Annotated in this window: 17 protein-coding genes; 15 read left to right on the forward strand and 2 right to left on the reverse strand. The window is 37.1% G+C overall.

Translation table 11 applies throughout. The features are described 5' to 3' along the window. The first annotated feature begins 106 nt into the window (after positions 1 to 106). The 13 genes from MKY81_RS14610 (at position 107) to MKY81_RS14670 (ending at position 9,360) form a co-directional block, all read left to right on the forward strand. Positions 107 to 1,435, forward strand: a complete 1,329-nt coding sequence (locus tag MKY81_RS14610) for a T7SS effector LXG polymorphic toxin (RefSeq protein ID WP_108073570.1) — start codon at positions 107 to 109, stop codon at positions 1,433 to 1,435. 1 nt (position 1,436) lies between these two features. Continuing rightward, entirely contained in the window at positions 1,437 to 1,793 is a 357-nt protein-coding gene (locus tag MKY81_RS14615; RefSeq protein WP_107921415.1) for a transposase, read from the forward strand. A 180-nt stretch (positions 1,794 to 1,973) separates the two neighbouring features. Continuing rightward, on the forward strand, positions 1,974 to 2,138 hold the full coding sequence (locus MKY81_RS14620; protein ID WP_165797779.1) for a hypothetical protein: 165 nt from the start codon (positions 1,974 to 1,976) through the stop codon (positions 2,136 to 2,138). A gap of 102 nt (positions 2,139 to 2,240) precedes the next feature. Next, a complete protein-coding gene (locus MKY81_RS14625) occupies positions 2,241 to 2,882 on the forward strand; it encodes a hypothetical protein (protein ID WP_341118144.1) in 642 nt (213 codons plus the stop codon). 3 nt (positions 2,883 to 2,885) lie between these two features. Beyond that, positions 2,886 to 3,302, forward strand: coding sequence for a hypothetical protein (locus tag MKY81_RS14630; protein ID WP_066235588.1), 417 nt, complete (start codon positions 2,886 to 2,888; stop codon positions 3,300 to 3,302). Between the two features lie 297 nt (positions 3,303 to 3,599). Further along, complete coding sequence (locus tag MKY81_RS14635) at positions 3,600 to 4,211, forward strand: TetR/AcrR family transcriptional regulator (protein WP_066235586.1); 612 nt, start codon at positions 3,600 to 3,602, stop codon at positions 4,209 to 4,211. After that, positions 4,204 to 4,746, forward strand: a complete 543-nt coding sequence (locus tag MKY81_RS14640; RefSeq protein ID WP_107919797.1) for a hypothetical protein — start codon at positions 4,204 to 4,206, stop codon at positions 4,744 to 4,746. The genes MKY81_RS14635 and MKY81_RS14640 overlap by 8 nt, the downstream gene beginning before the upstream one ends. Before the next feature lie 354 nt (positions 4,747 to 5,100). Next, positions 5,101 to 6,210: a hypothetical protein gene (locus MKY81_RS14645; RefSeq protein WP_107919796.1), complete on the forward strand. Its 1,110-nt coding sequence runs from the start codon at positions 5,101 to 5,103 to the stop codon at positions 6,208 to 6,210. Positions 6,211 to 6,660: 450 nt separating this feature from the next. Further along, entirely contained in the window at positions 6,661 to 6,984 is a 324-nt protein-coding gene (locus tag MKY81_RS14650; protein ID WP_066235583.1) for a PadR family transcriptional regulator, read from the forward strand. 1 nt (position 6,985) lies between these two features. After that, positions 6,986 to 7,363 carry a DUF1048 domain-containing protein gene (locus MKY81_RS14655; protein ID WP_107919795.1) on the forward strand — a complete coding sequence of 126 codons (378 nt, stop codon included), beginning with the start codon at positions 6,986 to 6,988 and terminating at the stop codon, positions 7,361 to 7,363. 18 nt (positions 7,364 to 7,381) lie between these two features. Beyond that, positions 7,382 to 7,726 carry a DUF1048 domain-containing protein gene (locus MKY81_RS14660; RefSeq protein ID WP_107919794.1) on the forward strand — a complete coding sequence of 115 codons (345 nt, stop codon included), beginning with the start codon at positions 7,382 to 7,384 and terminating at the stop codon, positions 7,724 to 7,726. Positions 7,727 to 7,848: 122 nt separating this feature from the next. Next, complete coding sequence (locus MKY81_RS14665) at positions 7,849 to 8,610, forward strand: ABC transporter ATP-binding protein (RefSeq protein WP_107919793.1); 762 nt, start codon at positions 7,849 to 7,851, stop codon at positions 8,608 to 8,610. Next, positions 8,611 to 9,360 carry an ABC transporter permease gene (locus MKY81_RS14670; RefSeq protein ID WP_066235581.1) on the forward strand — a complete coding sequence of 250 codons (750 nt, stop codon included), beginning with the start codon at positions 8,611 to 8,613 and terminating at the stop codon, positions 9,358 to 9,360. Between the two features lie 117 nt (positions 9,361 to 9,477). Here MKY81_RS14670 and MKY81_RS14675 read toward each other — a convergent pair whose 3' ends face one another. After that, positions 9,478 to 10,713 (reverse strand): multidrug effflux MFS transporter, encoded by a 1,236-nt coding sequence (locus tag MKY81_RS14675; protein ID WP_341118149.1) that lies wholly within the window; start codon positions 10,711 to 10,713, stop codon positions 9,478 to 9,480. Positions 10,714 to 10,990: 277 nt separating this feature from the next. Between MKY81_RS14675 and MKY81_RS14680 the strand changes: the two genes are divergently transcribed. Both MKY81_RS14680 and MKY81_RS14685 read left to right on the forward strand, forming a co-directional pair. Continuing rightward, positions 10,991 to 11,128 (forward strand): hypothetical protein, encoded by a 138-nt coding sequence (locus MKY81_RS14680; RefSeq protein ID WP_160331493.1) that lies wholly within the window; start codon positions 10,991 to 10,993, stop codon positions 11,126 to 11,128. A gap of 393 nt (positions 11,129 to 11,521) precedes the next feature. Further along, positions 11,522 to 11,755: a hypothetical protein gene (locus MKY81_RS14685; RefSeq protein WP_066235575.1), complete on the forward strand. Its 234-nt coding sequence runs from the start codon at positions 11,522 to 11,524 to the stop codon at positions 11,753 to 11,755. 74 nt (positions 11,756 to 11,829) lie between these two features. Here MKY81_RS14685 and qoxD read toward each other — a convergent pair whose 3' ends face one another. Then, positions 11,830 to 12,114, reverse strand: a complete 285-nt coding sequence (qoxD, locus tag MKY81_RS14690) for a cytochrome aa3 quinol oxidase subunit IV (RefSeq protein WP_066235668.1) — start codon at positions 12,112 to 12,114, stop codon at positions 11,830 to 11,832. Positions 12,115 to 12,116: the final 2 nt, after the last annotated feature.

A 12,116-nucleotide genomic window follows, 5' to 3' on the forward strand; every position in this document is an offset into this window, starting at 1 on the left:
TGAGCACTAATTATTTGTAGAATAGAAATAAACCTCTTCTATTCTATTTTCAAACCTTTCTTCGGGTACCTAACAGATGAAGGCAACCATTTCATGCAAAAAGTAGATGATATTGTACACTTACCATAGTTACAAGGAAACAATGCATCAAATCAAGCGAGCAAAAGAAAAGGTGAAGACGACGCTTCATCAACTGCATTCCTTTGACCAACAAGCAACACGATCACTGGATTCCGTTCGCAAAGATATTCAAACAATGTCCCGATTTATCGAACAAATGGATTCCAAACTTAAGGGAAACAAGCAAATCATCACCAACTTTACATCTCAGAAATTAATGAGGGAAGAAGCATATCGGAGTCTACTAGGTGAATTCGTACAAAAAGGAAACATGACTCCCATTCAAACGATTCATAGGGAAGCCTACGGAAACTACAAAAGTATCAAATACCAAGTATATCCAGACGGACTTATCGTCATGGAATATCAAAAAATCGGGAAAGACTCAGATGTATATTATGAGGTAGTTACCGACATTCCCAAGGAAGTGAAAGATGGCGCAAAAGTAGGAATCATCGAACCAACCATTGATAACATCTTGAAAGGAATATATGTAGGTTCTGGGAAAGCTGTAGGAGATACCATTGAGGGCTGGAAAGGCCTTTATAAATTGGCTGAAAAATATCTGGGTCCCACCTCAAGTCCTGACTTACTATTGAAAACTGGATTAATCGGAACCGAACTTTATCTTGATTCAAAAGCTGTTTTCGGAAGAGCTGTTGATACGGGCAAATATATGGTGAAAGCTGTAAAAGACGGTTTTGTACGGGATGTCATCAACGGAGATGCGGAAAGTAGGAGTAAATATTTTACTTACCTATTTACCACCTTGGGAATTGGAGCATTGGGTGATAAGGGAATCAGTAAAGCGGGAAATGTAAGTATGAAAGTGGGGCACATTGGAAGGATAACGACCAAGGTTGAAGGACTTACCCCATCTATGGGAACCGTTACCGCTGGCCCCATTCCTTATAATGTGATGAATCATTTGGAGGATCAGATTCAGCTGGCGACGAGGAAAGCGTTTGGGGATGAAACTAAGGGTACGGGTAAATATCAAGTTGGAGCATATAAAGATATTAAAGGAATAGAAGGACTTGATGCCCATCATGCAGGACAGAAGGCAGCAATGAAGAAATTAGTAGATAATTATGATTTAAATACTGAACCTGCAATTAATGTTCCAAAGGTGGGGCACACCATTAAAGGACCTCATGGAATCGTTTCAAGAAGTACAAAAGGAATAGATAATCCTAGACAGTTATTGGCAAGAGATATTAGGGAACTTAGAAGAGTCTATGATGGCATACCGAATTCTGCTCTAAAAGAACTTATTGAATTAAACAAAAAAATGTATCCAGAAATGAGGAAATAAAATGAATGATATTTTTGTGAAATCACTTTATGAGTCTATCGTTAAAGAGAACCTTCAACTATACAAAGATTTGTATAAAACAACGAATGTTACTTCTAAAACAGATAATTATTGGAAAAAAGCTATTGGTTTTTACGATAGTTTAACTGACGAAAATAAAGATAATTTAATGAAGATAATTGAACAAACTATGATTGATACTATTTCAAACATGCTAGGAGTAATTGATGGAAGTACGACTTTAAAAGATTGTTCGTTAGAACCTAAATTACTGCTCGATTCTGTTGATACGGAAGGAGAACTGCAAGATTCGTTTTTAGAATTCATAGAAGAAAGAAATAGGCTCTGTTTAATATAGCAGTTCAGATTTTAATCGGTTATAGTGGAGTTAAAATAGGGTTCAATAATTTTATTAAAAGTCCAAACATTTATAATAAAGATTGATAATTTGTAAATACGTTTGATTAATAATATCTATTTTGTAGGGTCTTGCTTTGTTCAATCGGGATATATTAGTGATAATTGTGGAGGAATATAAATGAGTAAAATAAGTTGGTTTGGAATCTTTTTATTTATGTTCATGATGTCAGTTGTTGGCTTTTTAGTATTTGACAACATAGTATCCTCGTTAATATTTGGAATAGGTGTAGGTGGTGCAATTGGTTGGTTAATTACCACAAAAAAAGTTAAAGAAAAAGAATAGCATGTGGAATCAACTTTATTCTTTTCAAGAAAAGGGCGCGATCATCGCACAATGTTGTACCGGAATAGCGCCATTTAAACGAATAAAATAAGGGGTTTTAAAATGATTGATTTTATAATTCAGTATAAGTGGTTACTTGTGATAATTGGTGAAATTCTCTTTTTTGCCTTTGCTGGAGCCTTTTTTATTATAAGATATTGGTTTCGTCAGCCAGTTGTGAGCTACATTTTTGTTATCCTGCTAATTCTTAATGAATTGTTCCTTGCATTGTTGGCGATTTATGATTATATACAGACGGGGGAATTTTCCTCTTTTCAGGTTGTTACTGCTATTTTTTATATTTATCTTATTTTTGAAGGAAAAAAGGAGTTTACGCGAATAGACCGCTATATTAAAAGGAAAGTAGCTTTATGGAAAGGTGAGACGGTACCCGATTTTCAAAAGGTCGAGGATGTGAACAGTAAAAAGTATGGTCGTGCCCATGCCAGAGAAGAAAGAAAAGGTTGGTACATCCATCTTTTGATTTTTGTAATCGCACAATTGATTTTTTTAAATACTAGCAGTTTCGCTGGTTGGCAAGGGATTAACTTGAATCATATTGGTAATTGGTTTCAAATTTATGAAGATCAAAGCATTAATCAAGCAAATGGTGTATGGGGAGTTATTTTAGTCATTGATTTTATTTGGTCGTTCTCATACACAATCTGGCCAAAAAAGGAAAAGTCTAAGTCCAATAAGTTATAAAAAATGATCAAACATATCCATAAAACGACAGAAGCGGTTGCCCCCGAAGAGACGTATAAAGAATTAGAATTTCAAAATGTAACGTGGGGATTTGGCACACCGGATCGAGAAGCTAAAGGTGGTGTCTGGATTTACACTAAGGAAAATCATCCGAAAAAATTTGATTCTACTTTTACATGGGATAAAAATGATGTGCTGTTAGTACAAATTAACCATCCTAAATATAAAGGCTATAGGTTAATACCAAAGAAGCTTCAAGTAGTTAACGAAGGTACCGTCCAAATCGTAGTTGCATTGGAAAAGGAAGCAGGGAATGAACAGCAATTCCCACGCCGTTTTATGGAAGTCGAGAAAAATGTATTAGCGAATAAAAAGTTTGTTGTTGTAACAGAAAATGGTGAAAACGTGAAGTTGAATTAAAGACTGATGTTTGTAGAAATAGCATAAAAACTAGCCAATCTTCAACCGAAAGCCGAATCCCATACTACATTATTGACAGAATGAATCTTATTTTAGCCCGTCAAAAATTCAAAAGTACAACTGTAGAAATAATTAGAAGAAGAGGTCTTATATCAACAGTCCCATAAATGTTATGGGGCTGTTTTATTTTTTCAGTTTTTGCATCAAAAACAAGTAAAGTGTTTTACAATATAATCATATTGCAAAGGAGCAGAGAATACAATATAATCATATTATAAAAAGAAAGGAGTATTCTTTATGCCTAAAAAAGTGGATCTTGTGGAGAGAAGAAATCAAATTGCAGAAGCTACTTGGCAAGTAATATTGAAAAAAGGTATAGATAAAGCATCTATTCAAAATATTGCAGCTGAAGCGAAAATGTCAGTTGGACTTATTCAGCATAATTTTTCATCCAAGGATGAGCTAATTCATTATGCGATGAAATTAGTGCTAGATCGAATGGAGGAACGTGCAAAAGATCGTTCAAATGCATTTGCTGGAACGAAAGAAGAAGCACTGAGAAGCTTAATGAAATTTCTTATACCGATCAGCCATGAGGAAGTGATGGAAGCAAGGGTATGGATTGCCTTTTTAGGTAATTCCTTTAGTGATCCTAAACTTCTTGAACTGAGGCAAAAAATGGATTCCTATTCGAGGAAAATGATGACGATCATTGTGAAACTTATGGAAGAGCTCGGATATCTGCATAAAAAGAATGATCAAGACTTAGAAATTGAGATTCTTTACGCTTTTATAGATGGAGTTGTCATTCATGCACTCCAAAGTCCGGAACGGTATTCGGATGAAAAACTGGATCAACTTATAGAGTATTACTTAAAAGGGAGAAAGGAGAAAAAAACGGATGGATAAAGTTACACTTATCATACCTTTGGTCGTCGGAATATTAATCTTCCGCCAGTTTATCCCTAAGGAAGTTAAACAATTTGACCTAATCGGACTGCCCATTTTGGGATTAATTAAAACATATTCAGGTCTACCTAAAACCTTGGATGTTGTAATTATAGCAGAATTAATCTGCCTGCTAATCTTGGCGGCAGTTATTGGTTACTTTCAGGCTAAGAAAACGAAGGTCGTTTACCATAATGGTAAATTGAGTACGATTGGAGGAGTCCAGTATATTATTGGATGGCTAGTCTTGCTTATAGGAAGAATAATTATCTTATTTCTGTTTAACTTTACTGTTTTCAAAGAGGCACTTTATTTAGGAAAAGGACATTTAAAAGATGAAATCATTCTTTTGGTTTCTAATTCGGGAGATTGGTTAATCTGGTCCACTATTGCTGCATCTTCAATACTTTATAGTTTGACCTTGTATAAAGATCATCCGGAAATCAAGGAATTTATTCATACACAGGTGAAACAAAAAAGACAAGATATAGATTGAAGGGATGGTTAAAAGGGAGCGTGAACGATGAGAAACGGAAAAGTAACCATCCCAAAGGTTACTCCTTTGAATTTAGCAACCGCACTTCCTAAGGGGTAGCAATTGGAACGCTGATGCTGGAACATCGGCGTTCTTTTTTAGTGTATTCTTATATTTATTATCATATAGCAATCTTAAAATGAAAGGGAACTACTGAAATGTAAGTAAAAACTGAATTGATATTTTGCTCAGCTAAAGAGAGCGATTATAAAACAATACATATGTGAATATTTTCGAACAAAAGAGGTCAAATACGCTATATTATTGCCACTACCGTTATAATTAAAAATAACAAAACACGGAAGGTGGGGTAGCATGGTTGGTTCTTTATCACTTAATGAAATAGCATGGAAACGTACCATAATATTTTTATTTTTAATTATCATCCCGAATTTTCTCGTTATGCAAGTTCAGCTAGTTGGCCCTGTTAATGACATGGTTGGACTTGGAACAGCGCTTGATCTTGTCATCATCTTGCCATTAGCACTTTATTTTTTTGGATTTAAGAAAAGAGTTTCCTGGTTGGTGTTGTGCGCATTTGTGTTCTGGGGGCTGCTCCTTGCTAATTGGATTATTCCTGATGAAGCAGATGCATATCTTTCCTATTTCAACCGTTCAGTTATAGTAATAGAGGCCGGGGTCATTGTATTAGAATTGGTCCTATTTGTCGCTATCGTAAAAAGGATTCCTCTCCTTCTTAAGAATTACAAGAATGAGAAGAATATGCATTATCACTTTTTATTAAGTTTTTCTGCAGCTATCCAAAGTACGTTTTCATTCAAGAATGAAAGGTTAAATAAATTCCAGTTCACACTACGTATTTTGGCAACAGATATTGCAGCGATCTATTATAGTTTGTTTAGCTGGCGAAAAAGCGTACCCGTTATTGAGAAAGGAAAAGGTAATACGTTTACATTTCATAAGAATGGGAGTTACCAAGGTGTATTTTTTATGATTGTTCATGCAATGATCATTGAGATTGTTGCGGTGCACGTTATTGTTTCCAATTTTAGCTACAATGCTGCTTGGATACTTACTGGTCTTGATATTTATACTTTATTGTTCATCATATCTGATTACCAAGCCATCCGCTTATCTCCTGTCATATTAGATTCAAAAGGCATACATTTTCAAAAAGGGATTCGACAATACGGATTCGTACCATGGGAACAAGTAAATGGGGTAAACGAAAATACAAAGACCCCAAAGGAAGTAGATCAAGATCGTCAAGCAATCGCACTAGCGCTTCACGGTCTGGAAAAAGAACCGATCCCCTATGTTATCAAACTAAAAGAACCCCTAGAAATTCAACAAATCTTTGGTTTTAAGAAAATCATCGAATCCATATATTTGAAAATGGATGAGCCACATAAATTTAATGAGACTGTTCATTCTTACTTAAAGGACATTAATTTTAATGATTAAATAATGGCTGATTCATGATGAATACAGACCAGAAAATTGTCTAACTTAGTTTCCGCCAACAAGCAGTAAGCTACCACCTTATTAGTATATGATGTGTGAGTGAATCTATATCACGGAAACAAGCCAGGGCTGTTCATATAAAAAAACCAGCTACGTCCTATCAAGAGATTAGCTGGTTTAAAAATATTTAGAAAATCTATTTACAGTTTTACTACTACGTGTTACATTATACCTGTAGTAAGTCTTACTAAATACCAACACCACTGAACAGTGAAGTTGCAAAAATATTTTTAAGAAAGGTAATTGACACTCCTGCTACTTGGTGATACTATATACTTGTAATAAGTAATACTTAATAGCAAGGTTCACTAAAAGCTATTGAGTAAAAAATTTACCTCAGTACTAAGTTATACTGAATACAAGTCAGACAGAATAGAGGTGGCTCTAAATATGGAAAATTTAACTGAAATGCTGAAGGGTTCGCTGGAAGGCTGCGTTCTGGAAATCATCAGCCGTCATGAAACCTATGGCTACGAGATTACCCGCCGCCTGAACGAGCTTGGATTTACCGAGGTTGTGGAAGGGACGGTCTACACCATCCTCGTGCGATTAGAGAAGAAAAAACTGGTAAACGTCGAAAGAAAACCGTCGGATATGGGGCCGCCCCGCAAGTTTTACTCACTTAATGAGGCTGGTCGCAAGGAACTTGAATTGTTTTGGAAAAAATGGGACTTTGTATCATCAAAAATTAATATCTTAAAGGGGGAGCAATAAAATGAAGAAATTTATAGAGCTCATCATAGGTGATCTAGAAAGTAAGAAAGAATACAAGGCATTTATGAAAAAAGTAAATGCCCTCCCGAAAGATTATGCCTTTGTGTTCAAAAAGATTCAAAAGTACATGTGGAATTTCGGATACGGATTTGGTGAAGAAATCTTCAATTTGTATGAACTGTTTGAAGCTAGCGCAGCAGAAGGCAAGCATGTACTGGATGTTACCGGTGAAGACGTGGCGGCATTTGCCGACGAATTGATGGCTATCTCAAAACTCGATGGAGAATCGGAGAGCATATTAAGAAGGAACGTAGATTTAAAAAAAGAAATTGCGAGTAGAGTTGAACAGCAAGTGAAAATATGGACGAATAAAAAATAATGCAGGAGGTTAAATACCATGGTAAATTTCATCAAAAAGATACTTGAAGATAAAAAAGAATACAAAGAAATGATGGCGCGTGTGGAAGCTTTGCCAGACGACTACCCAGAAGCTTATAAAAAAATCTGCAACTATATGTGGAATTTCGCATCTGGTAACGGAATGGATATGTTGAGAATTCAGTATGATCTCATTGATTTGTTTGAAGCTGGTGCGGCAAATGGCAAAGAAGTTTTGGAAGTGACAGGTGAAGACGTGACAGCATTCGCCAATGGACTTATCGATCAAGCGAAAAGTTGGGAAAATAAGTTACGCAATAATTTAAACAAAAGCATTTTAAATCGTGTGGGTAAGAAAAAGTAAGCGTTGAACACCCCAACTGAACAGCTTTATAAAACAAGATGTTCAGTTATATTTTTAACTCAGTACTAAGTTGTACTTATTATCAGTCTTACTGAATAGAGGGATACAAGGAGGAAAATAGTTTGAAAAATGCAGCGATTTCTGTAAAAGGGCTAAAAAAGTCCTTTAAAGATAAGGAGGTCTTAAAGGGGGTAAATTTTGAGGTGCGGCGTGGCGAAATTTTCGCACTGCTTGGATCAAATGGAGCGGGCAAGACGACGACGGTCAACATTCTTTCGACACTGATGAAGCCCGATGATGGTGAAGTATGTATTTGCGGCTTTGACACCCAGCGTCAATCGGATCATGTTCGCCAGAGCATCAGCCTGACAGGGCAGTTCGCAGCTTTAGACGGCATGCTCACTGGGCGGGAAAATCTGATAATGATTGCCAAGTTGCGGGGAGTTTCCAATCCGGCACAAGTTGCCGACAATCTGCTTGCAAAATTCAGCTTAACGGACGCGGCCAACCGCCGAGCGGATCAGTATTCGGGTGGAATGAAGCGCCGCATTGACATTGCCATGAGCCTAATCGGTAAGCCAGAAGTCATTTTTCTCGACGAACCGACGACAGGGCTTGATCCAGAAGCACGGATTGATGTTTGGAATTCCGTCAAGGAGCTTGCCAAAGGCGGCACGACCATTTTGCTGACGACCCAGTACTTGGAGGAAGCAGAACAACTAGCGGACCGTATCGCCATCCTTCATGGCGGAAAAATCATTACGATCGGTACCCTTACCGAACTTAAGGAAATGTTCCCGCCAGCAAAAGTGGAGTACATTGAGAAGCAGCCGACATTGGAGGAAATTTTCCTCGCAATTATTGGAAAAAAGGAGGAGATATAAATGAAAAGCAAAACAGGTGTATTACTAGGTCGTTTAATGCGCAATATCATGCGCAGCCCAGATACGATTATTACGGTGGCGATTACGCCGATTATGATGATGCTGCTGTTTGTTTACGTATTTGGCGGCGCCATAAAGACAGGAACAGACAATTATATCAATTATTTATTGCCGGGAATCTTGCTGATGGCGATCGCATCCGGCGTCGCATACACTTCGCTACGGTTGTTTACGGATGTAAAGAGCGGGCTGATGGCGCGTTTCATTACCATGCCCATCAAGCGCTCATCGGTATTGTGGGCTCACGTGTTAACTTCGATTGTTTCCAATGCTCTGACTCTCGTGGTAGTTTTCCTTGTCGCGCTCTTAATGGGCTTCCGTTCCAACGCGGATATTCTCGATTGGCTTGCGGTAGCTGGTATACTCGGACTGTTCACGCTGGCACTGACATGGCTGGCGGTCATTCCCGGATTGACAGCGAAGTCTATGGAAGGGGCAACTGCTTACTCGTACCCCCTGATTTTCCTGCCATTTATCAGTTCGGCCTTTGTGCCGACCGAAACGATGCCTAAAATTGTCCGTGTGTTCGCTGAGAATCAGCCCGTGACTTCAATTGTGAATGCGATTCGTGCCCTATTGTATAAAGGTCCTGTTGGCAACGATATCTGGATTGCGCTTGCATGGTGCGTCGGTATTATGATCATTGCTTACTTCTTCGCCAGTAAAAAATTTAAACGCCAGTTAGGGTAGGGACACCATCAAACAAAGGAAATTAGATTAACGAAAAATCGGCTCTTCCTTCGTAAAGGAGAGAGCCGGTTTTTTTAATAAAAAGTCAAACGGATCGAAATACAGGGTGAAGATGATTTAGAAACTTGTTTTCGTAGATTTCGCCCTCTGTACCCCAATTGTACCTCTCCGAACCAAAACAAAATAGGAAAGAAAGGCTAGAAGACTAGAACCAAAGATCGTAACCCCCATTGGAATGCCAGTATACGATCCAGCGATTCCAACTAGTGGAGCCGATAAGGAGCCAAGTACAAATGGCAATAATCCTAATAGTGCAGAGGCACTGCCCGCAATATGTCCTTGTGACTCAATGGCTAATGTAAAAGATGTCGTTCCGATGATACTGATCGATAAGACGAAAAAGAAAATCGGGATTGCCACTGCAATTAACGGTGTTTTTAAAAGTAGAGCGATGAGTAAGAATAAACCCGATACGTTAGAGATTGCTAACCCTATCTTTAAAAACGTCCGCTCCGGAATGGTATACGTAAAGCGGCCAACCGATTGACTTCCGATAATTAATGCTAATCCATTCACGCCAAATAATAGACTGAACTGTTGAGGTGTGACATGGTAAATATTTTGATAGACAAATGGAATACCAGATACATAGGCAAAAATTCCAGCAGTCGTAAATCCTTGAGTGAACGCGTATCCCATGAATTCGCGATCCTTAAATAATGAACCAAAATTGCCCATAAGCTGAGGAAGGTTACTTGGTACACGTTTTTCCACTGGCAACGATTCTTTAAGTTTCAATGAAACCGTGAAAATTAATATAGCGCCGATACAAGCCAAAACGATAAAAACGCCATTCCACTTTGTAAAAGAAAGGATAATCCCACCAGCAACCGGTGCAATGATTGGACCAAGATTTCCGACTAATACCATTAATGTAAAAAATTTAGTCAGTTCCTTTCCGCTAAACAAGTCTCTTACGACAGCTCTTGAGACCACAAGACCTCCCGCTGCAGAAAAGCCTTGGATAAAACGCGCCACAATAAGGAAGTAGATGTTAGGTGCAAATGAACAGGTTAACGAAGCTAATAAGTATAAACATAGAAAAAATAACAAAGGTTTTCGACGGCCCTTTACATCACTCAATGGACCAATAAATAATTGTCCTAACCCCAGTCCTAATAAACAAGCAGTTAAACTAATTTGTACAAGTGAAGCCGTCGTATCAAAATCTTCTACAATAGTAGGGAAGGATGGTAAGTATGTGTCTATTGTAAAAGGTCCCAAAAGTCCAAGTGATCCTAAAAGTAAAGCAAGTTGTATTCGTTTTTTTCCACTAGGTGTATTTGTATTCAATTTTTCCTCGCCTTTCAATTAAATTAGTATTTCAGATGTGCATCCGGTTTTTTCCGTATCCTCGCTAAATTTTACAAAAAATCATTTCGATATCCGAAATTACGTAATTTTCATTATAACCTGATTTTATTTACGGGTAAACATTAAAATGAATTCGGACAGCCTTATTTATTTGCAATATAAAATGGATGATTAAATTAGAAAAATAATGGAACATATTTTGAAATTCATCATATACTGCCTACTGTGAGTAATTTTATATGGAGGAGAGAAGGAAATGGGTAACATTCAGTTAAAATCAACAAAGAACAACGACTGCAAAAATGGAACGAATGGATTTAAAATCATTGAAGTGAATGTATCTGATCCAACAGATAGTTTATTTGCAGTAGTTACGCCTATAAAAAAGCAATAGCAGAAATTAGAAAGCTTATCTTTCGGTTCATTATACATAGAAAGATGGTTAAACGAAAACGGCAAAATGATAATTTTCGCGAAATATCAAGAATAATCCATCAAAAAAGTAGCTTGGGATTGCATGACTATGGATCTTGCTTCGTAAGGCACTTAACTATGTTTAATAAAGCATATTCACTGACAATCTGGAGAAGGATTCCTGCCATAGCACTTCTTGGAGTTGCTATTTGACCGCTGATAATGGTTTATCAGCGGTTATCCCCATAATACTAAAAAACAAAGATCGTTTTTATAAGTCAAGTAATTTTTAAACAAAAATATATCCAAATCCTGAAAAGTATTTGACAATTATGTGAACTAATTGAATAATATAAAGAAGGAGGATGATCATATGAAACTATTATCGACCGTTAAGTTTGTCGGGGGTACATTGCTGACTGTAGGCATCATTCTTTTTTCTATCGGATATTATGAGAGCGGTTACAACACATTGGCAGCAATTGGTCTTGGAACGGTTATGGGGGCTGTTTTTATTTTTCTTATGGGAGTTTTCTTTGTCCTCACGGAAGAAATGCATAAGAAATCCAATCATCATAAGAAAATTGCAACTACTATAAAAAAATAAAATTTAAAATAGAAACAGCGCATGGATGAATAGAATCTATGCGCTGTTTTATGCAACTAATTTACATAATATATTTATATATAACCCCAGACCATACAAAGTAAGGTCCCAAATATGGTTACTAAAGCAATAAATACACCATAATAAATATTTATATAAATAGGCTTTTTATCTTCAGTTTCGCCTGCATGCATAAATACAACTAATTGAACAGCGGCTTGTATAAATGCAGTAACAAGGAGGATTGTCATGCCAACTGCAAATGACATATCCCAGAAATAAACGGCGAGAGCGACAACAGTTAGGATGAGCGAAAACACAAACCCCATGACTTGTTTGAATGGGAATAATTCCTTCATCA

The organism is Heyndrickxia sp. FSL W8-0423 (genome assembly GCF_038009395.1).
GTDB lineage: Bacteria > Bacillota > Bacilli > Bacillales > Bacillaceae_C > Heyndrickxia > Heyndrickxia sporothermodurans.